At 69.8% G+C, this 24,021-nt stretch carries 19 protein-coding genes; 7 read left to right on the top strand and 12 right to left on the bottom strand.

The annotated features are described in order from the left end of the window. The 7 genes from AC5JJ2_RS25745 to AC5JJ2_RS25715 form a co-directional block, all read right to left on the bottom strand. On the bottom strand, positions 1 to 3,453 hold the full coding sequence (locus tag AC5JJ2_RS25745; RefSeq protein ID WP_495860916.1) for a DUF8586 domain-containing protein: 3,453 nt from the start codon (positions 3,451 to 3,453) through the stop codon (positions 1 to 3). A gap of 9 nt (positions 3,454 to 3,462) precedes the next feature. Then, positions 3,463 to 3,723: a hypothetical protein gene (locus AC5JJ2_RS25740; protein ID WP_495860915.1), complete on the bottom strand. Its 261-nt coding sequence runs from the start codon at positions 3,721 to 3,723 to the stop codon at positions 3,463 to 3,465. Positions 3,724 to 3,853: 130 nt separating this feature from the next. Next, positions 3,854 to 6,010, bottom strand: coding sequence for an AAA family ATPase (locus tag AC5JJ2_RS25735; RefSeq protein ID WP_495860914.1), 2,157 nt, complete (start codon positions 6,008 to 6,010; stop codon positions 3,854 to 3,856). Between the two features lie 125 nt (positions 6,011 to 6,135). Continuing rightward, a complete protein-coding gene (locus tag AC5JJ2_RS25730) occupies positions 6,136 to 6,708 on the bottom strand; it encodes a hypothetical protein (RefSeq protein WP_495860913.1) in 573 nt (190 codons plus the stop codon). Between the two features lie 108 nt (positions 6,709 to 6,816). Further along, positions 6,817 to 7,944, bottom strand: a complete 1,128-nt coding sequence (locus AC5JJ2_RS25725; RefSeq protein WP_495860912.1) for a hypothetical protein — start codon at positions 7,942 to 7,944, stop codon at positions 6,817 to 6,819. Next, on the bottom strand, positions 7,911 to 8,537 hold the full coding sequence (locus AC5JJ2_RS25720; RefSeq protein ID WP_495860911.1) for a 4Fe-4S single cluster domain-containing protein: 627 nt from the start codon (positions 8,535 to 8,537) through the stop codon (positions 7,911 to 7,913). The genes AC5JJ2_RS25725 and AC5JJ2_RS25720 overlap by 34 nt, the downstream gene beginning before the upstream one ends. An 18-nt stretch (positions 8,538 to 8,555) precedes the next feature. Beyond that, positions 8,556 to 8,999, bottom strand: coding sequence for a response regulator (locus AC5JJ2_RS25715; RefSeq protein WP_495860910.1), 444 nt, complete (start codon positions 8,997 to 8,999; stop codon positions 8,556 to 8,558). A 177-nt stretch (positions 9,000 to 9,176) separates the two neighbouring features. Between AC5JJ2_RS25715 and AC5JJ2_RS25710 the strand changes: the two genes are divergently transcribed. The 4 genes from AC5JJ2_RS25710 to AC5JJ2_RS25695 all read left to right on the top strand — a co-directional run bounded on the left by AC5JJ2_RS25710 (position 9,177) and on the right by AC5JJ2_RS25695 (position 15,584). Beyond that, complete coding sequence (locus AC5JJ2_RS25710) at positions 9,177 to 11,105, top strand: S1C family serine protease (RefSeq protein ID WP_495860909.1); 1,929 nt, start codon at positions 9,177 to 9,179, stop codon at positions 11,103 to 11,105. Between the two features lie 211 nt (positions 11,106 to 11,316). Next, positions 11,317 to 13,362 carry an alpha/beta hydrolase family protein gene (locus AC5JJ2_RS25705; RefSeq protein ID WP_495860908.1) on the top strand — a complete coding sequence of 682 codons (2,046 nt, stop codon included), beginning with the start codon at positions 11,317 to 11,319 and terminating at the stop codon, positions 13,360 to 13,362. A gap of 141 nt (positions 13,363 to 13,503) precedes the next feature. After that, on the top strand, positions 13,504 to 14,499 hold the full coding sequence (locus tag AC5JJ2_RS25700; RefSeq protein ID WP_495860907.1) for an SDR family NAD(P)-dependent oxidoreductase: 996 nt from the start codon (positions 13,504 to 13,506) through the stop codon (positions 14,497 to 14,499). A gap of 65 nt (positions 14,500 to 14,564) precedes the next feature. Further along, on the top strand, positions 14,565 to 15,584 hold the full coding sequence (locus tag AC5JJ2_RS25695; RefSeq protein ID WP_495860906.1) for an SDR family oxidoreductase: 1,020 nt from the start codon (positions 14,565 to 14,567) through the stop codon (positions 15,582 to 15,584). On the opposite strand, the gene AC5JJ2_RS25690 is transcribed toward AC5JJ2_RS25695, so the two are convergent. Continuing rightward, a complete protein-coding gene (locus AC5JJ2_RS25690) occupies positions 15,576 to 16,562 on the bottom strand; it encodes a hypothetical protein (protein ID WP_495860905.1) in 987 nt (328 codons plus the stop codon). The two genes, AC5JJ2_RS25695 and AC5JJ2_RS25690, sit on opposite strands and share 9 nt — an antisense overlap. A gap of 138 nt (positions 16,563 to 16,700) precedes the next feature. Here AC5JJ2_RS25690 and AC5JJ2_RS25685 point away from each other — a divergent pair, with 138 nt between their 5' ends. Then, positions 16,701 to 18,827 carry an AAA domain-containing protein gene (locus AC5JJ2_RS25685; RefSeq protein ID WP_495860904.1) on the top strand — a complete coding sequence of 709 codons (2,127 nt, stop codon included), beginning with the start codon at positions 16,701 to 16,703 and terminating at the stop codon, positions 18,825 to 18,827. A 320-nt stretch (positions 18,828 to 19,147) separates the two neighbouring features. Here the strand turns inward: AC5JJ2_RS25685 and AC5JJ2_RS25680 are convergent, their stop codons facing one another. From AC5JJ2_RS25680 to AC5JJ2_RS25670, 3 genes are all read right to left on the bottom strand, one after another. After that, on the bottom strand, positions 19,148 to 20,464 hold the full coding sequence (locus AC5JJ2_RS25680) for an MFS transporter (RefSeq protein ID WP_495860903.1): 1,317 nt from the start codon (positions 20,462 to 20,464) through the stop codon (positions 19,148 to 19,150). A gap of 171 nt (positions 20,465 to 20,635) precedes the next feature. Beyond that, complete coding sequence (locus AC5JJ2_RS25675) at positions 20,636 to 20,980, bottom strand: hypothetical protein (protein ID WP_495860902.1); 345 nt, start codon at positions 20,978 to 20,980, stop codon at positions 20,636 to 20,638. Between the two features lie 96 nt (positions 20,981 to 21,076). Then, on the bottom strand, positions 21,077 to 21,313 hold the full coding sequence (locus AC5JJ2_RS25670) for a hypothetical protein (protein ID WP_495860901.1): 237 nt from the start codon (positions 21,311 to 21,313) through the stop codon (positions 21,077 to 21,079). Positions 21,314 to 21,449: 136 nt separating this feature from the next. Here AC5JJ2_RS25670 and AC5JJ2_RS25665 point away from each other — a divergent pair, with 136 nt between their 5' ends. After that, a complete protein-coding gene (locus tag AC5JJ2_RS25665) occupies positions 21,450 to 22,445 on the top strand; it encodes a DNA topoisomerase IB (RefSeq protein ID WP_495860900.1) in 996 nt (331 codons plus the stop codon). Between the two features lie 11 nt (positions 22,446 to 22,456). Then, positions 22,457 to 22,684: a lipopolysaccharide assembly protein LapA domain-containing protein gene (locus tag AC5JJ2_RS25660; RefSeq protein WP_495860899.1), complete on the top strand. Its 228-nt coding sequence runs from the start codon at positions 22,457 to 22,459 to the stop codon at positions 22,682 to 22,684. Here the strand turns inward: AC5JJ2_RS25660 and AC5JJ2_RS25655 are convergent, their stop codons facing one another. Then, entirely contained in the window at positions 22,685 to 23,896 is a 1,212-nt protein-coding gene (locus AC5JJ2_RS25655) for an NAD(P)/FAD-dependent oxidoreductase (protein ID WP_495860898.1), read from the bottom strand. Positions 23,897 to 24,021 lie beyond the last annotated feature (125 nt).

The following is a 24,021-nucleotide window of genomic DNA, read 5'->3' as shown; positions in this document are numbered from 1 at the left end:
TCACACCCCCGTCCGCTTCACCAACTCCTTCATGTCCCGGTGGATGCGCCTTCGCACCAAATGCTCGTCCTCGTCGAGCCATCGCTTGCCGGACTGCCCGAGCGCGAAGTCGTCGCTGACGATGGCCAGCACGACCTCCTCGATCAGGTTCAGGTGCAGCCGCGAGTAGTACGGGGCGGTCGTGAACGTGTTCGTCACCTTCGCCGGGTCGAGCTTCTGGAACAGCTCCGCCAGCCGCGGCATCCCGGCGTCGGCCGGGCCTTGCCCGACGGCCGCCACGTAGGTCCGGCAGACGTTCGTGAATTTCTGTACGCTCATCTTGGCCGTGCCGCCCAGCACCTCCTGCCGAGCCGTTTCGAGGATTGGCGTCGCCTGCTCCAAGAGGCCGAACGTCAGCCACCCGGCCGCGAGGTTGAGCATCGTCTGCAGCGCGTCGGCCCACACGTCCGGCTTCGTCGCGTACAGCGCTTTCAACTGCGGCAGCGTCTTGCCCTTCAGAATCTCGTCCTGCAACCGCCGCAGCAACTTGTCGATCTCTTCCCGCAGGCCGACCTTCCGCAGGCTCTTGAGGCAGCGGCCGGCGACGATGTTCACCAACTCGTACCGCTGCTCGTCCGGCTTCGTGTGGACGTAGGCGATGAACTGGTCCACCAGCGTCTGCACGAGGTCCGTCTTGTCGAAGTGCGCCGCCAGGAACATCGCGCGTTCGAGCAGCTCGCCCTGCTTCTTCGCGAGGTCGTTGCCGGGGGCCGGGCCGGTCATCTCCTTGAAGACCGCCGGAACCTGTTTCACCATGTCGATGGCGAAGTCGTGCCCGACCCGCGGCGTCAGGTGCAGGGCGTCGTGCAGGACCGTAAACTTCGTGTCGTTCGACACGCGGCCCTTCACGCCGTTCTTGAACAGGTCGTGGATCCGCTTGCCGAGGACGTTCGCGTCCTTGAGCTTCGGCAGCTCGGCCAGTTCCTTCTTCAACTCGTCGCCGTGCTTCATCCACTCGGCGTAGGGGTCGTTCTTCTCTTGCGGCTCGACGATCTCGGACTGCTGCCGCATCCGGTTGATGACGTAGTGGGCGAGCTTGTGCGGGTCGTTCGCCGTCGTGCCGCCCTTCTTGTTGATCGCTTCCAGTTCGTCGAGCAGGTCCGGGGCGAGCAGCCCGGCGTTCGGCTTGCCGGCCAGCGCGTCGTCGATGCGGAACTTGAACACCTTGAACAGGAAGTTCGCGACGATCCCCTTCGTCTCGGTCGGCTTGAGCGCCGTGAGCGTGCGGCGGGCGTTGTCGAGCAGCGTCTGCGCCGGCGTCACCTCGCCGAGCCGGGCGAGGCCGAACGCGAACAGCAGGTCGAGGTACGCGAGCGTGCAGGTCGAGTCCTGCTGCGTCTGCCCGCTGCCGGCGGGCTTGAGGCTCGCCTCGGCCCACTTGCGGGCGGCCTGGTGGACCTCGACGGCGCGCTCGCGGACGAGCCGGACCCGCTCCGAATTCTTCAACCCGGCGAACCGGAGGAACGACGGCAGGTCCTGCTCGGCGCTCAGCCCTTTCTCCAGCAGGCGATTCAAGAGGCGGTCGCGGACGCGGGCCAACCCCAGCACGTCGGCCCCGGCGAGCTGCGCGAGCCGGACGGCGGCGAGCCAGACGCCGCGGATCGGCAGCTTCGCTTCGTGCTCCTCCAGGAATTTCTGGACCGCCGGCAGCCGCGGCCGCAGCCATTCCGGGAGCGGCTGCTGGTACGCGGCGGCGAGGAATAGCGACACGGCCGCCCGCACCTGGCTGGGCGTCGGCCCCTTCACGCCGAACCGCGCGTCGAACTCCGCGGCCGACGGCGGCACGCCCGGCGTCTCCGTGCTCGCCCAGCCGCCGACAAATTCAACCGCCGGCGCGGGCTGCTCCCACATGCTGTTCACCCAGCACACGGCGGCCTCGGCCTTGCGGTCGTCGCCCATCCCGGCGTTCGCGACCGCCAGTTCCGGCCACAGGGCCAGCCGCTCCGGCATGTCGAGCGGTCCCTCCAGCGCCCGGAACTCCCGCTCGAGTTGGTCGCACCGAATCTTCCACTCGCTCGGCGGCTTCGCCGCGACCTCGGCCGCCTCGAACGGCTGGAACTGCGCGGTCGTCGCCTTCTTGCCGCCGGTCCGCGTCGCCGTCGGCTTCGTCACCGGCGCGTCCTTCTCGTCGTCCTTCGGCCGCTTCTCCCGCTCCGGCTTCTCGCGGTCCGGCTTCGGCTTCGGCCCTTCCGTGCAGATGAAGCTCTCGAAGTCGAACTCGGTGGACGCGATCCACTCCCGCAGGTCGGTCGCGTTCGCGTCGATGACGTACTCGACCCAGTCGGTCAGCGGGCGGAAGGCGTTCTCCGAGATCGACTCCGGGACGAAGCTGCCGTCCGGGCCGGGGAACAGCCACACGCGGCGGTCGCGGTTCTCGGCGAGCAGCTTCGTCACCACGTCCCGGCGGACGGTCGGGTGCAGCCGCGTGCCGACCGGCAGGAACAGGTTCGGGATCCGCCAGTACGACTTGAACGCGACCGCGTTCGCGAGCGCCAGCACCGGCAACGACTTCTTCGACGGCGCGACGCCGAGGACGACGGACTGCTCGCCGCTCTCGGTCGTGCCGACGGCGAACCGCAGCTGCTCCGTCAGTCGGTCGTCGGCGTCGCGGACCATCGCCTCCAGTTGGCCGAGGCCGTCCTTGCGGATCACCCACATCTCGGCCTGGTCCGCGGCGTTCCCGGCGGCCAACCGCAGCGGGACGGTCAGCCGGCCCTTCGCCGCGCCTTCGGACCAGTCGCTCGGCGTGTTCGGCAGGGTGAAGTTCAGGATTTCGTAAACGTCGTGGAACCCCGCGTCCGGCAGGTACTGCCAGTGCCGCGGCGACCGCACGAGGAGCATCTGCCCGTCGTCCGGCTTGACCTGCTTGGCGAGCGGGTGCGTGAACCCGATCTCGACCCACACCCGCGGGGCCTGCTCCGTGTACGCGCGGACGGTCCCGCTGCCGACCGCGAGCTTGTCGATGGCGCGGAGCAGCGTGTAGTACGGCGGGCCGATCACGCGCAAGAGGACGCGCGTCTCGTCGCCCTCGGTGAGCATCCGGTAGCTCTGGCGGTCGTTGCCGAGGCGGAGCATTTCGCCCACGACCGTCGGCAGCAAGTCCGGCGACCACAGCTCGAACAGCACCGGGGCCTGCGACGCCAGTTGCGGCGGCCCGGCGTCGGCGGTCAGCGGCAGCACCTGCAGCCACGACGCGACTTGCTCGACCTCGCCGCCGTGCCGCTTCGAGCCGAGGACCTTGAGCTTGTCGAGGTCGTCCTTCGCCTTCTTGGTGAGCTTGCCGGTCGTCTCGACGAAGACGCGGCCCGCGTCGTCGTGGCTGACGGCCGCCGGCGACAGCGCCACGTCCGGCGGCACGATCCCGCCGGTGAGCGCCAGCCGGAACGTGTCGAGGTTGGGGAACAGGAGAATCATGGTGGGATTTTAGCGGCCCTGCGCGGCCTTCTGGCGTTCGGGTTCGGTCGTCGTCTGGGCCTCGGGCGGGTTCGGCGTCGCCTCCCGCTCGACGATCATCTCGCCGAGGTCGTCCGGGTCGAGGCCGGCCCCGATCAGCTTCTCGACGAGCTTGCGGTGCAACTGCTCGTGCTCGATCGGCAGCGCGTCCGGGTCGCTGTCGAGCTTCACCCAGATGTTCTGCTTCCCGGTCGCCGGGTTCCGCTTCAGGATGATCTGCATGAGCGCCATGATGTCCCTCGATTGGCCCGCAGATGACGCAGACTTCGACGCAGATGAAGAGGATCAAACCAAAAATCCTTCTTTGTTTTGATCCGGTATTTATCTGCGTCCGGAGGTCTGCGTCATCTGCGGGCCATTCCTATGTCTTCCCGACGGCTTCCTTCTCGGTCACGTTGTCGGCGGGCTTCTTCAGGTTCTTCGCCTCCGGCATCAGTTGGCCGAGGGACTTGCTGTCAATCGTCTTCTTCTCCAACAGCAGGTCGCGGAGCGTTTCGATCAGCTTCTTGTTCTCGGTCACGATCTTCGCCGCGCGCTCGCGCTGTTGCTCCAGGATTTCCGCCACCTTCGCGTCGATGGCGGCGAGCGTGGCGGCGGACAGGTCGGCCCGGCGGCGGCCGGTGTCCATGTCCATGAACTGCACTTGTGCCAACTCCCCGCCGCCGAGGCCGTGGACCTCTACGAGTTCGCGGGCGATGGCCGTGGCGCTGTTCAGGTCGCCGGTCGCGCCGAGCGAGAGGTCGTTCAGGAACGCCCGCTCCGCCTCCCGCGCGCCGAGGGCGACGCAGATAAGGTCCAGGTACGTGTTCACCGTCTGGATGTACTTGTGGGCCGGGTCGGCGTACCGGACGTACCCGAACGCCCAGTGCATCTCGCTGGCGATGGTGATCCGCTCGATCGGCGGGGCGTGGTCGCAGAACATCGCCACGACCGCGTGCCCTGCCTCGTGCGTCGCCAACACGTTCTCTTCCGCCTTCGTCATCTTCGGCCGTTCGACCCACTCGGTCAGGGCGCGCTCGACGAGGTCCGGTTGCGTGTCGCCCTTGAGGTCCTCGCGGAGCCGCAGCCGGGCGATCGACCGGCAGAGGGCGTTCAGGTGGTCGCCGCTGTACCGCGTCCCGGCGGCCGCCCCGATGACAAAATCGTTGGTCCGCTTCACCGCGTAGTCGATGGCGTCCTCGGTCATGGCGAGCCGCATCTTCGCGTTGTAAATCTTGACGATCTCCCGGCGGTCCGGCGGCTCCGGATACGGGATGTGCAGGTGGAACTCGAACCGCCCCGGCCGCAAGAGCGCCGGGTCGAGCGACTCGACGAAGTTCGTCGTGCCGACGACGAACACGAGTTCCTCCTTGTGGAACCCGTCCATCTCGGTGAGGAGTTGGTTGACCATGCTGTGCTCGACGCCGCTGCCGGTGTACGTCCCGCGGGCGGTGGCGAACGAGTCCAACTCGTCGAACACGATGATCGACGGCGCCGACTGCCGGGCCTTGTGGAAGATCTGCCGAAGATTTTCCTCCGATTCCCCGACCCACTTCGACTTCAGTTCCGGGCCGGACACGATCTGGATCGCCGCGCCGATGGCGGTCGCGATGGCCTTCGCGAAGAACGTCTTCCCGGTCCCCGGCGGGCCCCAGAAGATCATGCCGCGGGGGATCAGCTCCTCCAGCCGCGACACGTCGTCCGGGTTCGTTGCCGCGTCCCGCTTCGCCAGCACGTCCAGCACTTCCTCGCGGAGCCGCTTCTTCACCTTGTCGTACCCGCCGATCTCCGTTTGCAGGTCGATGTTCGGAATCTCCATCGCGCCGGTCAGCGTCGCGTTGCGGAGGTGCCGGAACGCCGCCTTCGGGTCGGCCGGGTAGTCCTCGCCCTCCAGCGTGCCGAGCAGCTTGCGGACGCGGATCGCGTTCACCCCGGACAGGTACTTGTAGAGCTGCCACGGGTTGAACGTGCGGCCGAACTTCCGGGCCTCCTTCTGCGTGACGAGGTGGCGGAGCCGGGTGCGGCCGATGCCGAGGATGCTGACCCGGTGCGGGAACAGGTTCTCGATCACCTTCGGCAGCGGGAACGACGGGTCCTTGAACCCGAGCCACACGAGTTCCGGGTTCTCGTACAGGAGCGGGATGACCTCGCGGGCCTCGCTCGTCAGCCCGCCCTGGCTGGTGGTGAGCAGGTCGAGGTGCGGCAGCACGACGACCCGCCGCTCGACCGCGCCGCGGACGGCCTCGCGGAGTTGGCCGATCATCGTGCCGATGAGGCCCATCGGCGGCCCGCCGGCGGCGGCGTCCGCCTCGCGGGGCCGGCCGTCGAGGTAGACGCACTTGATGGCGCGGTCCTTGAGCCGGTTGCGGACGTTGACGAACAGGTACGGGGCGAGTTCCTTGTCGCACTCGACGAGGCACGGCAGCCCGCGGACGAGCTGCCCGGCGATCTCGGCGAGTTCGGCCGCGTACGCGGCCTCCACGGCCTGGTCCGGCGTGAGGGCGGCGGGGAGGTCTTTCTCGAGGATGGATAGGCTCATGTTCAGAGGTCGGAGGTCAGAGGTCAGAGGTCAGAGGTCAGAAAAGACAAATCAACAGCGATCAGCGGCGAGAACGTCGGTCGATCTTTTCCTGACCTCTGATCTCTGTCCTCTGACCTCTGCCTTCACACTTCCACCTTGATCGTCATCGACCCGGTCTGCGGGTCCTCGCTGATTTCCTGGATCGTGCCCATCTGGGCGGCCTTCTGCTTCAGCGCTTCCTTCGTCACCTTGTTCACGATCTCGCTCAGCTCCGGCTGCAGGTCGTTCAGCTCCTTCTCCAGCTTCTCGGTCGCGATCTTCTGCAGCTTCTCCTGCTCCTTCTCGATCTTCTTGTCCAGGTCTTTCTTCAACTGCTGCCGGGTGTTGTCCTCGACCGTCTGCCGCGACGGGCCGGCGTCGTTCCACGCCGACCCCTCCCGCTGGCCCTTCTCCGTGACCTGCTTGCCGAGTTCGGACTTCACCGTGACCTCGCCGTCGCACGGGTCGACGGTCACCGTCACGTCGCCGTCCTTGCGGCTCATCGTGCCGTCCGGGTCCTCGGCGAAGCCGCGGGCCTTCAGTTCCTCGCGGAGCAGGCCGCCCATCGCCTCCGGCGGGAGGATGTCGAGCAGTTCGAGCTTGGTGGAAATCTCGTCGGCCCCCTTGATCTCGCGGGTGACGGACTCCTTCACGCTGACGCGGTACGCCCGGCTCATGGTCGATCCTCGGAATTAGCCACAGATGAACACAGAAAGCACAGATAAAGCCGAAATCAAATCATGATTTCATTCTGATCTGTTTTCTCTGTGTTCATCTGTGGCCATTCATGTCTTCAAGGGTTCTAGCTGGTCGAGGGCGCGTTTCGATTTCATCATCACGTCCGGGCCGTTCGCGGCCTCGTACTCTTCCTTCCACAGTTGGCTCGCGGCGTAGCCCTCGTCGAAGTAGCCGATGGCCCGCGACTGGCGGTCCCAGCGGGCGAACGTCTCGGCTTGTTGGGGGAACGCCAGCGCGTTCCGCTGCGTCGCCAAGCGGTCGGCCAGCCGCGTCGGCGGGTTGGCGGACAGGCCGCCGGTCCAGAACGTCGCGTCCGGCGTGTGGCCGTGCAGCACGCGGGACAGCGCCCGCAGCGCGAACCGCGCCAGGTCCGGCCGGTTCGCCGTCTCCGCGGCCGCGAGGAACGCCGACAGCATCGCGACTTCCGCCCCGCCCTGCCGCTGCATCGCCCGCCAGTCGGTGACGGTCTGCTTCGCCCGCTCGGTCGCCGTCCAGTGGCGGGTCAGCCACGGCTGCAGGCACTCCAGCATCGCCGCCCGTGGGCCGGCGAACAGCGGCGCGAAGTCCGGCGGGTTCGCGTCCGCGTCGCCGGCCACGTCCGCCGGCGCGAACAGCCAGCAGAACGGATTATTCGTGAACGCGTTCCGCAACTTCAAGGCGTTCCGCACGCCGACGTCGGGGCGAAGCTGCTCCAGGGCGAGGGCGAGGAAGAGTTCGTCCGCCGGCGTCAGGTCCGCGACGGACAGCCACTTGTCGTTGGCCGAATCGACCTTCTCGGCCGTCAGCCAGATCAGGAAGTCGAGCGTGGCCCGGCCGAACATCAGCCGGCGTCCGTCCAGCGGCACGCGGTTCCAGATGCGGCCGCCGACCGGTTGACCGCCCTCCAGGAACTTCTCGTCCCGCCACCCGCCGACCCGCGTGAGGTGCAGGACGACGCCCTTCGCGAGCGAGTCCCTCACCAGGTGGACGCAGTTCTTCGACAGGCAGGGCGGCGCGTCCTGCTTCGCGGTCACGAGGGCCAGCGCCTGCTGCGGGGCGACGCGGCCGAGGAGGAACCGCAGGATCGTGAGGAGGTCGTGTTCGAACTTCGAGACCGCGCGGGGGCCTTGGGGGAGGGGCGGCGGCGGTGGCTCGGCCAGGATCATGAGGTCTGCGTCGGTTTCCTGCGGGTCCATCCCTTCCATAATCCTACCGCTTGCGCGGCCGGGAAACCATTGACGGTGACCCCCGTTTTCTCGACGCGGATTTCGAGCGTGTTCCGCTTCCGCCAGCACGGGTCGTCGGCCCGGTAACGATCCGTCAGGAAGTGGATGCGTTGGTTCGTCGAGCCGACCCACCGGCGGGCCGTGTCCGGCTGGTCGCGGAGGTACGGGCCGTCTACCAGGATGTCCGTGATCGCCAGAAGGTTCGCGACGGCCGGGGCCGGGTTCGCCCGCAGCTGCTCGATGGTGAAGCCGCTGAAGACCATGACGGACAGGTTGCGGTCCCGTGCCGCGGACGCGAGGGCGGCCCCGGCCTCCGCGTGCGCGAACGGCTCGCCGCCGAGGAGCGTGATGCCCTCGACGCCGGGCGTGCGGTCGAGCCACGCGGTCATTTCGGAGAGGGTTTTCGTCTCGCCGCCCTTGAAGGGGAGGAACTCCGGGTTGCAGCAGCCGGGGCAGCGGAGCGGGCAGCCTTGGAACCAGACGGCGAACCGCACGCCCGGCCCCTCGGCCTCCGTCGCCGGGACGACCTGCGCGACCTGCATCGTGAGTTCGGTGTGCGGCATGCGGGGATTATACCGCGGTCACAGCCGCGGGAGCGGGTACGCCGGGCCGTCGTCGTAGGCCGTCGGGGGGGACGCGGCGATGAGGAACCGCTGGATGCGGCCGAGCGCGACGGCGACGGCCACCGGGTCCACCGGCTTGACGAGGTACAGGTCCACGCCGGCGGCCTGGCACCGCGCCCGGTCGGCCGGGTCGGACGACGCCGTCACCGCGATCAGGAACGGCCGCCGCGGGGCCGGCAGCGCCACGATCGTCGCGGCCAGGGCCGCCCCGTCCATGCCGGGCATGTTCAAGTCCAGGAGGACCGCGTCGAACGGCTCCTCGGCCACCCGCCGTAGGGCGTCGAGCGGGGCGTACACGGCCGCCGCCCGGAACCCGTTGGCGGCGAGGACGGCCGCCAGGCTGTCGGCGGCGTCCGCGTTGTCGTCCACGACCAGGGCGGAAAACGGTTGAGAATCGGCCACCGGGAGGCACTCTCGAATCGAGTACGGGCGGGACGGCTCCCGGATTATACCGCATCCCGGCCCCCATCTTAACGGGAAGCCCGCGGACCGGCTTAAACCCGCGGCGGCCGCTGGCATCCGCCGCGGGGGCGTGGTAACATCTCTCTCGGCCATTGTTCCCTCCCCGTGGGTGTTGCCATGCCTCGCGCGCTCCTCGCCCTCGCGGCCGCCCTCTTGGTTCCCGTTGCCGCCGTCGCCCAGCCGCAGGCGCTGCCGGCCGACCAGCTCGCCAAGATCAAGGCCGCGACCGTGTTCGTCAAGGTGTCCCTCGGCGACCGGCACGGGTCCGGGTCCGGGTTCGTCGTCCACGCGGCGAAGGATTACGGCCTGGTCGTCACGAACGAGCACGTCGTCTCCCCGCCGACGGACGACCTCCTCGGCCTCGCCCTGCCGAACCGCCGGCCGGTCGTCGAGGTCGTGTTCAACAGCGGCGTCGCCGGGGAGTGGGAAACGAAGGCCGACGTGCTGTTCACGAACGCGACCGACGACCTGGCGCTACTGCTGGTGAAGGCCGTCAAGCCGATCCCCGCCCCGCTCGCGCTCGACGGGGCGGACAAGTTGCCGGAGACGACGCCGGTGTACGTCTGCGGGTTCCCGTTCGGCGAGTTCCTCGCGGAGGCGGAGAAGAACCCGGAAATCTCCATCGGCGTGGCGAGCGTCTCCAGCAACCGGACGAACGACAAGGGCGAGGTCGTCACGGTGCAGCTGAACGGCGCGCTCAACCCCGGCAACAGCGGCGGGCCGGTCGTCACGCAGCAGGGGAAGCTCGTGGGCGTCGCCGTCCGCACGGTGAAGGGGGCGGGGATCGGGTTCGCCGTGCCGCCGGCCCAGGTCCGCCGGGTCGTGCAGGACGTTCACTTCACGTTCCCGACCGTGAAGTGGGTCGAGGGGGCGACCCGGCAACTCCGGCTGGAGTCGAAGGTCATCGACACGCAGGGCCGGTTGAAGAAGGTGACGGCGCAGGTCGCCCCCGGCGACGCCCCGTGGGCCGGGGACGACTCGGACGACATGTCGAAGCAGCCGGGCGTGAAGCCGGCGACGCCGGCGCTCGACAAGGCCGCGGGGACGGTGGCCACCCTCCTGCCGGCCCCGGACGACGCGCACGTCTGGTTCCAATACAGTTGGACCGACGCGGACGGGAAGGCCCGCCGCGGCCGGCCGATGTGGGTGTCCGCCGACGGCCAACGGGCGGAGCCGGCCAACCCGTTCGAGACGCAGCCGGCCCTGCCGCCGATCCGCCCGCGGCCGAACGACGCCGGCCTGACCGGGCTGAAGGGCCCGGACGGGACCACGCTGCCGCCGGTGGCGACGAAGTTGAGCGCGATCACGCCGCGGGACCAGATCGACCTGAACGACCTGAACCGGTCGGCCGCCCGGCGGGTCGGCGAGCGGGTGACGGTGGACCTCCTGACGACCGGGTCCCACGGCGGGTACGGCGACGGGCCGAGCCTGGCGGCGTTCGACCGCCTGCACATTAAGCCGGACCTGATCGACTTCGTGATCGACCAACACCTCGCAGCGGGCACGGCCCCGGACGCGTTCCGCAAGCAGCACGTCGCCGTCCGGGTGACGGGCACGGTCCGGCAGTCCGCGGCCGGCAAGTCGTGGGACCTGATCGTCGTGGAGGAGGTGGGCCTGCTCGGGGTGAGCGGCGACGTGGTCGCGACGTACAAGCGGAAGGCCGCGTTCGACCCGAAGGCCGCGGCCGCGCCGACCGCCCCCGTGCCGACGCCGGCCGCGACCGTGACGCCGCCGGTCGAGCCGGCCCCCGCGCCGACGCCGGCCCCCACGCCGCAAGCCGACCGCCCCCCGACCCGCGTGCAACCGAAGCAGCCGGCCCCGGAGCAGCCCGCCGCCGTCCCGCCGGCGGACGACGGCAACCGGCTGGTCGTGATGATCGGCCTCGGCGTCGCCGTCGGCGTCCTCGTCGCCGGGTGCATCGTGTGGGCCAGCTTCGCGTTCAAGGCGAAGCCGAAGAAGGGCAAGGGGAAGGCCGGGCGCGTCTCGCGTCGGGACGACGACGACGACGATGACGACGACCGCCCGAAGTCCCGCCGCCGGGCGTAAGCCGTCCCGCGACCGCAACGGCGAGCGTCGGGGCGTCAGCCCGACGTGGCTTCCCGAACTCAATCGCCCCAACGCACCGGTGGGGGTGTTTTCCCCTCCGTCCAGCCACGTCGGGCTGACGCCCCGACGCTCGCCACTGCGACGGCAACCTGATCCTGCCTCGACCGGCCTGCCGTTCACGCCCTCTCGCATCCTCCCTCAAGGTTCCCCCATGCCCCACGACCTCACCCGCCGCGACTGGTTCGCCCTCCTCGGGGCCGCGACGCTCGGCGGAGTGCTGCCGGCCCGCGCGACGGCCCAACAGCCGGCCGCCCTCCAGCCGCTGAACCGCTTCCCCCGGATGGTGCAGGAACACTTCGTCCACAAGGTCCGCGCCGCGGAGCTGGAGGGGCTGAAGCGACAGGCCGCGCTCGAGACGAAGGCCGACACCGAGGCTTACGTCCTCGACGTGCGGAAGCGGATCGCCGACTGCTTCGGCCCGTTCCCGGAGAAGACGCCGCTGAACCCCCGCGTCACCGGGAAGGTCGAGCGCGACGCCTACACCATCGAGAAAGTCATCTTCGAGAGCCGACCGAACTTCCTCGTCACCGCGAACCTGTACGTGCCGAGGGGGAAGAAGCTGCCGGCCCCCGGCGTCGTCGGGTCGTGCGGCCACTCGGCCAACGGCAAGGCCGCCGAGGCGTACCAGGCGTTCGCCCAGGGCTTGGCCCGGCAGGGGTACGTCGTGCTGATCTTCGACCCCATCGGCCAGGGCGAGCGGTTGCAGTACACGCACCTGGACGCGAAGACGCGGCCCCGCGTCGGCGTCGGCGAGCACCTGCACGCCGGGAACCAGCAGTTCCTCGTCGGCGAGTTCTTCGGCAGTTGGCGGGCGTGGGACGGGATTCGGGCGCTGGACTATTTGCTCACCCGGCCGGAGGTCGATCCGAAGCACGTCGGCATCACCGGCAACTCCGGCGGCGGCACGATGACGACGTGGCTGTGCGGCGTCGAGCACCGGTGGACGATGGCCGCGCCGAGCTGCTTCGTCACGACGTTCCGCCGGAACCTGGAGAACGAGTTGCCTGCCGACACGGAGCAGTGCCCGCCGAAAGTGTTGGCCCACGGCCTGGACCACGCCGACTTCCTCGCCGCGCTCGCGCCGCGGCCGGTCGTCGTGCTGGCGAAGGAGCAGGACTTCTTCGACGTGCGCGGCAGCGAGGAAGCCTTCGCCCGGCTGAAGCGGCTTTACACGCTGCTCGGGGCCGCGGACAACGTGTCGCTGTTCACCGGCCCGACCGACCACGGGTATTCCATCGAGAACCGCGAGGCGATGTACCGCTGGTTCAACAAGGCCACCGGCGTCTCGGGCGCACAGGTGGAGCCGAAGCTGACCATCGAGAAGGACGAGACGCTGTACTGCACGCCGACGGGCCAGGTCGCGGAGTTGAAGTCGCGGACGGTCTTCTCGTTTACGGCCGAGCGGGCGAAGGAACTGGCCGCGAAGCGGCCGAAACTGAGCGGCGACGGGTTGCTCAAGGCGGTGACGGCGGCGCTGAGGTTGCCCGACCGCGCGGGCGTGCCGGAGTTCCGCATCCTCCGCGGCATTGCCGGGCGAAAGTATCCGAAGCCGGTCGCGTCCGTGTACGCCGTCGAGACGGAGCCGGGCGTGTTCGCGGTCGTCTACCGGCTCGCGGACAAGCGGCTCGACTCCCGGCCGACGAAGGGAACACGGCCGGCCGTTCTGTACGTGTCGCACCATTCCGCCGACGCCGAGTTGCGGGACGAGCCGCTCGTCGCCGAGGTGCTGAAGGCGGACCCGACGGCCGTGCCGTACACGCTCGACGTGCGCGGCATCGGCGAGTCCCGGCCGGACACGTGCGGCGCGAACCAGTTCCTCGTCCCCTACGGCAGCGACTACTTCTACGCGGCCCACTCGCTGATGCTCGACGCGCCTTACGTGGGCCGGAAAACGTTCGACGTGCTGCGTGTCCTCGACTGGCTTGCGGACTACGGGCACGCGGACGTGCATCTGGTCGCGAAGGGCTGGGGGGCGCTGCCGGCCGCGTTCGCGGCGCTATTTGCGAAGACCGTCACGCGGGTGACGCTGAAGAACACACTCACGTCGTTCCAGGCGGTCGCGGAGGCAGAGGAGTACGACTGGCCGCTGTCCGCGTTCGTGCCGAACGTGCTGGCGACGTTCGACCTACCCGACTGCTACGCGGCGCTGAAGGCGAAGCAGCTGCGACAGATCGACCCGCGGGGCGCGGTCTTGTAGGGCGGGTCAAGGCTTTGCGCCGACCCGCCGTCGGTGACAGCAACCCCGGCGGGTCGGCGCAAAGCCTTGACCCGCCCTACAAGACACTGGCATCCCGGTTGCACGAACGGGGCTGGTCCCGTTCTTGCACCCGAGGCGACGATGAACCGCACCCTGCTCCTGTCCGCCCTCGGCGTCGGCGGCTACCTCGCGTACCGGGCGCTCAAGCCGCGGTACGACTTCCGCGACAAGCACGTCCTCATCACCGGCGGCTCCCGCGGCCTCGGCCTCGTCCTCGCGCGCGAACTTTCGGCCCGTGGCGCGAGACTTGCCATTTGCAGCCGCGACCCGGACGAGTTAACCCGCGCGGCCGCCGACCTCGGCGGGGGCGTGCTGGCCGAGCGGTGCGACGTGACCGACCGCGACCAAGTCCGCGCGTTCGTCGGCCGCGCCCGCGGCTGGCACGGGCCGGTCGATGTCCTCGTCAACAACGCCGGCGTCATCCAGGTGGGGCCGCTCGCCGAGATGCGGGAGGAAGACTTCGAGCAGTCCCTCCGCACGCACTTCTGGGCCGCGCTGTACACGATCCTCGAAGTCCTCCCCGAGATGAAGGCCCGCCGCACCGGGCGGATCGTCAACGTCGCGTCCGTCGGCGGCAAGGTCGCCGTGCCGCACCTGCTGCCGTACTCCGCGGGGAAGTTCTCGCTCGTCGGGCTGTCGAACGGGCTGCGGACCGAACTGGCGAAGCACGGCATCGCCGTCACGACCGTCTGCCCCGGCCTGATGCGGACCGGCAGCCACCTCCAGGCCGAGTTCAAGGGGCAGCACGACCGGGAGTATGCGTGGTTCGCGCTGCTCAACGGGCTACCCGGCCTGTCGATGAGCGCGGAGACCGCGGCGCGGAAGATCGTGGCCGCGGCCGCGCGGGGCGACGCCGAGGCGGTCCTCGGCTTGCCCGCGAAGCTGGCCGTCGCCGCGAACGCGCTCTGCCCGAACCTGACGGCGGACCTGTTCGCACTGGCCGACCGACTCGTCATGCCTTCGCCCGGCGGCATCGGCCCGAGGACGGCGAAGGGCAAGGACAGCCGCGGGGCGCTGCCGGAAGTCGTGACCACCCTCACCGACCGCGCCGCGGCCCGGAACAACGAGATCGAGTGAAGGAAACCGCTTGCCCGCGGGTGGGCAAGCGGCGTCTCACCACCTCGCCCGGAAATCGGACGATCATGGCCGTTCAACTAAAGCCGCTGAAGGAGCAGGTTATCGTCGTCACCGGGGCCACGTCCGGGATCGGGCTTGCGACCACGCGGCTGGCGGCGAAGGGCGGCGCGAAGGTCGTCGTCATCGCCCGCAACGGCGACGCGCTGAACCAACTCGCCGCGGACATCCACCGCGACGGCGGCGAGGCCCTGGCCGCCCGCGCGGACGTGGGGTTGGAGGACGACGTGAAGGAGGTCGCCCGCGCCGCCGTCGCGCGGTTCGGCCGCTTCGACACCTGGGTGAACAACGCCGGCACGTCGATCTACGGCAACTTGGACGAGGTCTCGACGGCCGACCACCGGCGGCTGTTCGACACGAACTTCTGGAGCGTCGTGTTCGGCTCGCTGGAAGCGGCCCGCCACTTCCGCCGCCGGACCGGGCCGCACGGCGGCGCGATCGTGAACGTCGGGTCCGTCCTGTCCGACCGGTCGATCCCCGTGCAAGGCATGTACTGCGCGTCGAAGCACGCGGTCAAGGGGTTCACCGACTCGCTACGGATGGAACTCGAAGAAGAGGGCGTGCCGGCGTCCGTGACGCTGGTGAAGCCGAGCAGCATCGACACGCCGTTCCCGCAGCGGGCCAGAAACTACATGACCGAGGAGCCGACGCTGCCGCCGCCGATTTACACGCCGGAGCTGGTGGCGCGGGCGATCCTGCACTGCGCCGAGCACCCGGAGCGGGACGTGACCGTCGGCGGCGGCGGGAAGGCGCTCGCGATGATGGGGGCGCACGCCCCGCGGCTCACGGACATCGTCATGGAATCGACCATGTCGTCGCTGATGAAGAAGGGCCAACCGCCGAGCAACCCGCCGGGGTCGTTGCACGCCCCCGGCGGGCCGGAGTTGAAGGAGCGGGGCACGTACTCCGGCCCGGTGTTCAACTCGAGCGTTTACACCGCCCTGGCGACGAACCCGGTGCTGTCCGCGGTCGCCGCCGTCGGCATTGGTGCGCTCGTCGCCGCCCTCGGCCGCGGCAAGTCAACGTGACTCCGTCAGCACCGTTTGCTTCGCCACCTGCTCGGCCAGCGCCGGCAGGTCGATTTTCTGCCCGTCCTTCGGGAACGGGTGGGCCAGCAGCCACCAGTCCTCGGTGAACGCCGCCGACTCGCCCGGCTTCAGCCGCTCCCGCGGGCCGATCGGCTCCAGTTCGATCCGCGGCCCCGGCGGGTACCACACGGACAACGTCAGCCCGGCCGCCTCGTTGTACACCCGGTCCGGGTACGTCGGGAACCGCTTCACGAACGCCGCCCCGGTCGGCATCACGTAGGCCAGCCACCCGGCGTAGGTGTCGAACCCGAGCTTCGGCTTCCGCGGCGGGGCCAGGATTTCCAGGAAGCCCTCACGGACGCGAATCTTGTCGTCCGTGTTCCGCACGTTGATGATCGCCCCCTCCTCGTACATCGCGTACTTGCCGGGGAACCGGCTCGGTCGGTCGCCGAGGGGGATGACGCAGATGCCGCCGCCGGGCGAGAACGACCGCCCCCAGTGGCAAACCTCGCGCACGTCTTTTGAAATGTTCGTCATCGTCTGCGTGCAGGACAGCCCGACGCGGCCGTCGTGCGGCACGAGCCGGAACTCGCGGACGAGTTGGATGCCGGCGTCCTCGCGGGGGCTGGTCAGCTTCACCGTCTTCGCGGCCGTGATCTCGGCCGTCCACTCGCCGGCCCACGCCTTCGGGTGCGGGGTGACGGTCAGCTCCGGCCCGTAATCGAACCGCCCGGCCGAGATCGCCCCGGCCTTCCCCGACTGCCACTTCTTCTCCGCGTCGTCCAGCTGCATCGCGTTCACGCCGTCCGCGGAGAACTCCAGCACCCGGCCGCCGGCCTGCGGGCACAGCACGGCCCGCGTCTTGCCGAGCTTCAGCTCGACGGCCTTCGTGTAGTTGTGGAACGGGACTTCCTGCGCCGTCGGCTCCTCCGCCGCGGCGGGGAGGGTGAACGCGAGGACGACGAGCAGCGATCGCATGGCCGACTCCGAACCGGGGAGGGAACGCGGGTGGCGGTAGTGTAGGCGAGCGGGGGGCGTAAGCCCCCTGATTCTCATGTGCGTCCGACGTAGAATCAGGGGGCTTACGCCCCCCGCTCGCCACGATTCGGAGAAGCGATGGCGGTCCTTCAGATTCAACCCGTCCCGATGAACTGCTCGCCCGGCGCGGTGCTCGCGTTCGTCTGCGACGGCGGGAACCTGGACGGCAGGCGCGTCGGCAAGATCATGCTCCTCGGCCGGTCGGCGACGGTCGAAGTGCCGGACGACAAGGCCGCGAAGCTGGTGACCGCCCTCGACGGCGCGAAGTTCCTCGACAAGCCGGTGCGGGTGCAACTCGCCGGCGCGACCGACTTCGGCGACGCGCCGCACTTCGAGCGGCTGGCGAAGCTGCTCGCCCTCGAAGCGGAAGCCGAGGAAGAAGCGGCCCGGCTCGCGGCGCAGGCCGCGACCGGCGAGCGGGACGGCGTGACGCTGACCCACCTCGTCCTCGCCGACTCGGAGTTCGGCCTCGGCGGGCGGCTGCTACTGACGTTCGCACGGCAGCAGCGCGGCGAGCGGCTGCCGCCGAACCGCCTCCAGCCGGGCAGCCCGGTGCTCGTGAACCAGACGCAGGTACACCGCCGGCGGCCGTCGTACCGCGGCGTCGTGTTCGACCGCGACTTCACGACCATCGGCGTGGCCATCGACCCGCCGGACGACGACCCGCCGGACGACGCCGCGTGGCGGCTCGACCTTTCGCCCGATGAAGTCTCCCGGCTGCGGCAGCAAGAAGCACTCCGCAGGGCCGCGGCAGCGAAGGACGACCGCCTCGCCGAGTTGCGGGCCGTGCTGCTCGGCGTGCGCGACCCCGAACAGGCTGATCCGCCGACGCTCGACCTGGCGGTTCACCTCAACGAGCCGCAGAAAGAAGCGGTGCGGTTCGCACTGGCGACGAAGGACGTGGCCGTCATCCACGGCCCGCCGGGGACGGGGAAGACGACGACGGTGGTGGAAGTCATCCGCCAGGCCATCGCCCGCGGCGAGCGGGTGATGGCGTGTGCGCCGAGCAACCACGCCGTCGATAACCTCGTCGAGAAGTTGCTCGCCGTCGGCGAGGAGCCGGTGCGGATCGGCCACCCGGCCCGCGTCGATCCGGCGCTGCGGGACCGCGCCCTCGATTTGCTCGTGCAGCAGCACGCCGACGCGCGGCAGGCCCGGCAGTTCGCGAAGGAGGCGTTCAAGCTGTTCCAGCAGGCCGACAAGTGGACGAAGGAGAAGCCGCTGCCCGGCGAGAAGGCCGCGCTCCGCCGCGAGGCGCGGTCACTTCTATCCGAGGCCCGGCAGTTCGAGGTGCTGGCGGCGGAGCGCATCCTGGACGACGCGCGGGTCGTGTGCGGGACACTCACCGGCCTGACCAGCGACGTGCTCGGCCCGCGGCGGTTCGACCTCGCCGTCATCGACGAGGCCGGGCAGAGCACGGAGCCGGCGAGCTGGCTCCCCCTGCTCCGCTGCGGCCGCGTCGTCCTCGCCGGCGACCACCAGCAGCTACCCGCGACGGTCCTTTCCCGCGAGGCGGCCGACGGCGGGCTGAGCGTCAGCCTCATGGAGCGGGTCGTCGGGCTGTACGGCGACCGGGTGGCGCGGCTGCTCACCGTGCAGCACCGGATGCACGCCGCGATCATGGCGTTCTCGAACGCCGAGTTCTACGGCGGGGCGCTCGTCGCGCACGACGGCGTCGCCGACCACTTGCTGCGCGACCTGCCCGGCGTGGCGCGGGAGCCGCTGACGGCGGAGGCGGTCCGGTTCATCGACACGGCCGGGGCGAGCTACGACGAGGAACTCGAAGAAGAGGGCGGCAGCCGACGAAACCCGCAGGAGGCGGACTTGGCCGTGGGCTACGCCCGCCGGTTGCTCGCGGCCGGGCTGCCGCCGGCGACCGTCGGCGTCATCACGCCGTATCGGGCGCAAGTGCGGCTCATCCGCGACCGCCTTGCCGACGTGCCGGAGTTGGAGGTGGACAGCGTGGACGGCTTCCAGGGCCGCGAGAAGGAAGCGATTGTCATTTCACTGGTGCGGTCGAACCCGACGGGCGAGATCGGGTTCCTGGCGGACACGCGGCGGACGAACGTGGCGTTCACCCGCGCCCGGCGGTCGCTCGTCGTAATCGGCGACAGCGCGACGCTGGCGGGCCACCCGTTCTACCAGCGGATGATCGCCCACTTCGAGGCGACCGGGGCGTACCACAGCGTGTGGGAGGAACAGTAGGTCGGCCTTGCCGGGGCCGACCACCTTCCCACCGCAATCGCTTCCCGAAAGCGCAACGGCGAGCGTCGCGACGTGAGCGCGACGTGCCTGGACGCGCGCGGCGACGAGATGCCGTTACAGGTAGAACCCTGAGCGGAAGCGACGGGGTATGGGGCTGGTCCCACACCCCGTCGCTTCCGCTCAGGGTTCTACCGTTGCGGCTGGACGAAGTCGTTCTCGGGTTCGAGGCACGTCGCGCTCACGCCGCGACGCTCGCCGGTGGTTCGGCAACCAGGTCCCTGCGGGAGGAAGGTGGTCGGCCTCGGCTCGGCCAACCTACTTCAAGCCTTGTTCCCCTCGACTTCCGGGATCGGGTCCGGGTCGAGCGCCAGCGGGAACGGGTTCGGCGGCACGATCGGCGGGACCACGGCCGGCACAGGCCGCGGCTTGAGCCGGAACGACAGCACCAGCGCCAGCACGCCGAACGACGCCGCCACCAGACCCGCGACCCAGTAGTTCGTCAGCGGCCCTTGGGGATACTCCTCACCTATGATCGCCCCGGAGATCAGCGACCCGACGCTCGTGCCGACGTGCGACACGGCCGAGTTCAGGTTCGTGAACGCGCCCCGCAGCTTCGGGTCGGCCGACCGGAGCATCATCGTCTGCGCCGGCACGATCCGGCCGGACGCCAGCAGCATGAACCCGCACGACACCGCCACCGCCCCGAACAGGCTCACCGGCGGCAGGTTCGTGATGACGAGCGTGAACACGACCGCGCCGCCGGCCGTCAACAGGAACATCGGCCGCGCCCCGAACTTGTCGGTCAGCACGCCGATCACGTTCATCATCACCAGCGAGAACACGCCGGCCACGGCGTAGATCACCGGCAGGTCTTCCGCCACCCGGCCGCAGTTCGCCTGCATGTACGGGGCGATGTACGGGATGACGATGAACGTCCCGAGCACCATCGCCAGCATGAACGCGAACGACCACAGGTGGTTCGGCTGCCGGACCACGGCCGCGAACTGCGCGAGCGGGTTCACGTGGTCGCCCTTGTGGTGCGTCATCGACGGCAGCCGCACGGCCGCCAGCACCCACACGAACACGCCGAGGCCGGCGATGGCCAGGAACGGCACGCCCCACTGCCCGAACCGGGTCGCGAGCGTCAGCCCGATGGGGAGGCCGATGATGGACGCGAACCCGAACGCGGACGTGACCGCGCCGATCGCCTTGCCCCGCTTGTGGTCCGGGATCGCGTCGCCGATGACGGCCATGATGCCGCTGGCCGCGAGGCCGCCGAACAGCCCGGCCAGCCCGCGGGCGACGAGCAGGTGTTCGTAGGTCGGGGCCAGCCCGCAGTAGACCGTCGCGACGACGAACCCGGCGAACGCGAACAGCAGCACGGCCTTGCGGTCGTACCGGTCCACCACGGTGGAGGCGAGGACGCCGGCGGCCATCGCGGTGAACCCGTAGGCCGCGACGACGAACCCGAACTGCTGCGGGGTGATGCCGAGCTGGTGGCGGAGCATGTCGCCCAGCGGCATGATGATGACGAAGTCGAGGACGTGCGTGAAGTTGATCGCGGCGAGGAGGACGATCAGCCCCCACTCCCGGCGGGTGAGGGACTTTTGACCGGGTGAGGCGTCGTCCGCGTGCATGGGTATCCTCGGGTCGGATCGCTGGTCGAGACGGGGAGGACACGGATCGACCCAGACAGGTTCATACCGCCGGGCGGTTGGAATGTTACGGGAAACGGGCGGGCGTCAAAAGGTCAAACGGCGCGGGCCGGGGGTTGCCCCCGGCCCGCGCCGTTTCTCCGTCGCCGTCAATCACTTCGCGTCGATCAGCGACACGATCGGCAGACACCGGCCCGACTCCTGGCCGGGGCGGTTGCTGCCGTCGATGCTCACGAGGTCAATCCCCTTCTTCTGGAAGTCGGTCAACAGGGTCCGCAATTCCTTGTCCGACCCGATCCGCTTCGGGACCACGTCGGTCAGGTGGCCGTTGCGGATCGCCTCCTCGGCCCGGCCCTCGTTCGTGTACAGGGCGAGGGTCGAACCCTGTGGGACTGGGATCGGCTCGACGGCCGGCTCCCGCCCGGCGGCCGTGTTCTCGACCGTGTAGAGCGGCGTCTGGAGGAAGAACCGCTCGCCGGTTTCCGTGACCACTTGCATCGCAACCCCTCCGAGTATGAGAACCGCGGGTGTGTCATTTCGCCGGGCCGGTGCGCAGTTTTGAGCACCCGCCCGCCCGCCGCTGACAGCCCGCTGTCACTTCCAACGGACGACGAACCCTTCCACCCCGTTCAGTTCCAGCGTCAGTTCCCCGACGCCGGAATTTTCGAGCCGGTCCAGAATGTCCGTCACCTCGGCCAGGTTCTGGGCCGTGGTTTCGTTCCACCGGGCGACCGGCGGGACCATCGCCCGCCGCATGATGTCGTGGAACCGCGGGCGGGGTCTGTTCGGCAGGACCAGGGGTAACTCTTCGCAGATTTCGGTGTCCGTCATGGTGGACCCTCGCGGTGGGCCGCCTACCGACTGCAACGGTCGTGCCGGGCGTCGGTGCTAATGGGGGTACGCCCCCGGCCGCCCGCCGGATTTCCGGAACGAGGTTTGCCACGGGAGGGGGCGGAGGAACGACCCGATGCCCGCTGCCACGCCCCGCCTTCGACTCTCGTGCGACCGTGCCCCCGGCATCCGCCGCGAGCGGGCCGGCGCGAAATATCGCTACCGCACGGCCGACGGCCGGCTGGTCCGCGCGGCGGCCGTGCTGGCCCGCATCCGCGGCATCGTCATCCCGCCGGCGTGGGAGGACGTGTGGATTTGCCCGGCCGCGAACGGGCACATCCAGGCGACCGGCCGGGACGCCCGCGGGCGGAAGCAGTACCGCTACCACCCGGCGTTCCGGGCCGCGCGGGACGGCGAGAAGTTCGGCCGGATGTTGACCTTCGGGACGGCCCTGCCGGGCATCCGGCGGGCGGTCCGGGCGGACCTCCGGCAACCCGGCCTGCCACGCGAGAAGGTGCTGGCGGCCGTCGTGCAGCTGCTCGACCGGACGGCCCTCCGGGTCGGGAACCCGGAGTACGCGCGGGACAACAACTCGTTCGGCCTGAGCACGATGCTCGACCGGCACGCGGCGTTCCGCGGGTCGGCGCTGCACATCAAGTTCCGCGGCAAGGGCGGCGTCTGGCACGAGCGGGCGGTGACCGACAAGGCGCTGGTCCGCGTCGTCCGAAACTGCCGCGACCTGCCGGGCCAAGATTTGTTCCAGTACCGCACGGCCGACGGTCGGCGGCGGGCGGTGCGGTCCACGGACGTGAACCGATACGTCCGCGAGATCGGCGGCGGGCCGTACACGGCGAAGGACTTCCGGACGTGGGCCGGGACGGTCGCGGCCGTGAAGCGGTTCCTGGCCCTGCCGCCGCCGGCGTCTAAGACCGCCGGCGAGCGGGCCGTGGTCGGCGTCATCAAGGAGGTCGCGGCGGAACTCGGCAACACGCCGGCCGTGTGCCGCAAGAGCTACGTCCACCCGAAGGTGATCGATGCGTTCCTGGCCGGCACGCTCGCCGCCGAGCGGGGTCGGAAGCCCGAGGCATGTTTGTTGCGACTGCTCCGGTCGCGGAATCGCCGGTCGAAGTAAGGAGGGGTATCGTGCGGCTCGTGTACTTCCTGTTCCTGGTCCTGTTCGCCGGCGCGGTCGGGGCGTTCGCGTACTTCAACAGCCAGGAGGTCGAACTGCGGTTCGTCGAGTGGCGGGGCACGTACTCGCTCGCCGCCGTCATCGGCGTGGCGTTCGGCCTCGGCATGGTCAGCGGGTGGTCGATCGTCGGGATGCTCCGCCGGTCGCTCCGCCGGGTGACGGAGGACGACCGGCGGTAGTTATTTCGTCGGCCGGTCGAACCGGAACAGTTCCGCGTCCGGGTTCGACCGGCCGAGGTAGTCGTCGGTGATGAGCCGGGCCGCGACGGCGCTCATCGTGATCCCGTTCCCGCCGTACCCGAGCGCGAAGTAGGCGTTCGGCCATTCCCGCGGCCGGCCGATGTACGGCAGCCCGTCGGCCGTTTCCGCGAACGTCCCGGCCCACGTGAACGCCGGCTCGAACTCGACGCCGGGGAACAGCTCCGCGAACCGCTTCAGCAACGCCTTCACCTTCCGCTCGACGAGTTCGTCCTGCCGGTGGGCGGTGGCGAACGGCACGTCCCCGCCGCCGAGGATGATCCGGTCGTCCGGCGTCGTCCGCAGGTACGTGTACGGCCGCGCCGCCTCCCACACGAGCGCCCGGCCCGGCCACGCCGGGAACGGGGCCATCGGCTCGCTCACCGCAGCGAACGTGCTGTTCAACGTCGTTGCCGGAGCCTTGAGGTACTGCCCGGACTCATACCCGGTGGCGAACACGACCCGCTTCGCGGAAACCGTCGGCCCTCGGTCGGTCGTCAGCCGATACCCGTCGCCCGCCGGCTCCACGGCCTCGACGGCCGTGCGGTCGTAGACTTTCGCCCCGCCCGCCGCGGCCCGCTTCAAGAGGGCGTGTGTGAACCGGACGGCGTCGAACTCCGCGTCGCCGACGCTGCGGATCGCCCCTTCCGCGAGGAACCCGTATTCCGCCTTTACCTCGTCCGGCTTCAGCAACTCCACGTCGAACCCGCGCGCGACGCGGCACTCGTACTCGGCCCGCAGTCGCTCGCCGTCGGCGCGGGTCGTGGCGAGGTAGAGCGTCGGCCGCCGGGCGAACCCGCAGTCGTCGCCCAGGCCGCGGACCGAATCTTCGATCGCGTCGATGGTTTCCAGCCCGAGCCGGTAGCTCCGCACCGCGTTCGCCTCGCCGACCTTGTCGATCAGCTCCCGCAGCTCCGTGTCGATCTCGTACTGGAGCAGCGACGTGCTCGCGGCCGTGCTGCCGGTCGCCGCGTCCCGCTTGTCGAGGACGACGACGTTCACGCCCTCGCGGGTCAGGGCATCCGCGACGAGCGCCCCGGTGACGCCCGCGCCGATCACGGCCACGTCGCACGCCCCGTCGTCTTTCAAGGCGGGGTACGTGGCCACGATGCCGTTCTTGATGAGCCAGAACGGGTGGCCGGAGCGGAGGTCCATCGGGCGCGGTGTCCTGCGGGGTGAGGGTTGTGCCGCCGGGCCGGGGTACGTTCACTCATAGGCCGGGGGGCATCTTCCGGACCAAAACGGCCGTCGGGTAGAATGACGGCCACCCCCGGAAGGAC

The sequence above is a fragment of the Limnoglobus sp. genome (genome assembly GCF_059499385.1).
The sequence above is the reverse complement of the archived record's forward strand: the minus strand, read 5'-3'. Positions and strand labels throughout refer to the sequence as shown.

What these genes read in the sequence shown, in the direction of transcription:
- AC5JJ2_RS25745 (WP_495860916.1), bottom strand. Translation starts at nt 3,453, where the DNA reads ATGATTCTCCTGTTCCCCAACCTCGACACGTTCCGGCTGGCGCTCACC.
- AC5JJ2_RS25740 (WP_495860915.1), bottom strand. Translation starts at nt 3,723, where the DNA reads ATGGCGCTCATGCAGATCATCCTGAAGCGGAACCCGGCGACCGGGAAG.
- AC5JJ2_RS25735 (WP_495860914.1), bottom strand. Translation starts at nt 6,010, where the DNA reads ATGAGCCTATCCATCCTCGAGAAAGACCTCCCCGCCGCCCTCACGCCG.
- AC5JJ2_RS25730 (WP_495860913.1), bottom strand. Translation starts at nt 6,708, where the DNA reads ATGAGCCGGGCGTACCGCGTCAGCGTGAAGGAGTCCGTCACCCGCGAG.
- AC5JJ2_RS25725 (WP_495860912.1), bottom strand. Translation starts at nt 7,944, where the DNA reads ATGGACCCGCAGGAAACCGACGCAGACCTCATGATCCTGGCCGAGCCA.
- AC5JJ2_RS25720 (WP_495860911.1), bottom strand. Translation starts at nt 8,537, where the DNA reads ATGCCGCACACCGAACTCACGATGCAGGTCGCGCAGGTCGTCCCGGCG.
- AC5JJ2_RS25710 (WP_495860909.1), top strand. Translation starts at nt 9,177, where the DNA reads ATGCCTCGCGCGCTCCTCGCCCTCGCGGCCGCCCTCTTGGTTCCCGTT.
- AC5JJ2_RS25705 (WP_495860908.1), top strand. Translation starts at nt 11,317, where the DNA reads ATGCCCCACGACCTCACCCGCCGCGACTGGTTCGCCCTCCTCGGGGCC.
- AC5JJ2_RS25700 (WP_495860907.1), top strand. Translation starts at nt 13,504, where the DNA reads ATGAACCGCACCCTGCTCCTGTCCGCCCTCGGCGTCGGCGGCTACCTC.
- AC5JJ2_RS25695 (WP_495860906.1), top strand. Translation starts at nt 14,565, where the DNA reads ATGGCCGTTCAACTAAAGCCGCTGAAGGAGCAGGTTATCGTCGTCACC.
- AC5JJ2_RS25690 (WP_495860905.1), bottom strand. Translation starts at nt 16,562, where the DNA reads ATGCGATCGCTGCTCGTCGTCCTCGCGTTCACCCTCCCCGCCGCGGCG.
- AC5JJ2_RS25685 (WP_495860904.1), top strand. Translation starts at nt 16,701, where the DNA reads ATGGCGGTCCTTCAGATTCAACCCGTCCCGATGAACTGCTCGCCCGGC.
- AC5JJ2_RS25680 (WP_495860903.1), bottom strand. Translation starts at nt 20,464, where the DNA reads ATGCACGCGGACGACGCCTCACCCGGTCAAAAGTCCCTCACCCGCCGG.
- AC5JJ2_RS25675 (WP_495860902.1), bottom strand. Translation starts at nt 20,980, where the DNA reads ATGCAAGTGGTCACGGAAACCGGCGAGCGGTTCTTCCTCCAGACGCCG.
- AC5JJ2_RS25670 (WP_495860901.1), bottom strand. Translation starts at nt 21,313, where the DNA reads ATGACGGACACCGAAATCTGCGAAGAGTTACCCCTGGTCCTGCCGAAC.
- AC5JJ2_RS25665 (WP_495860900.1), top strand. Translation starts at nt 21,450, where the DNA reads ATGCCCGCTGCCACGCCCCGCCTTCGACTCTCGTGCGACCGTGCCCCC.
- AC5JJ2_RS25655 (WP_495860898.1), bottom strand. Translation starts at nt 23,896, where the DNA reads ATGGACCTCCGCTCCGGCCACCCGTTCTGGCTCATCAAGAACGGCATC.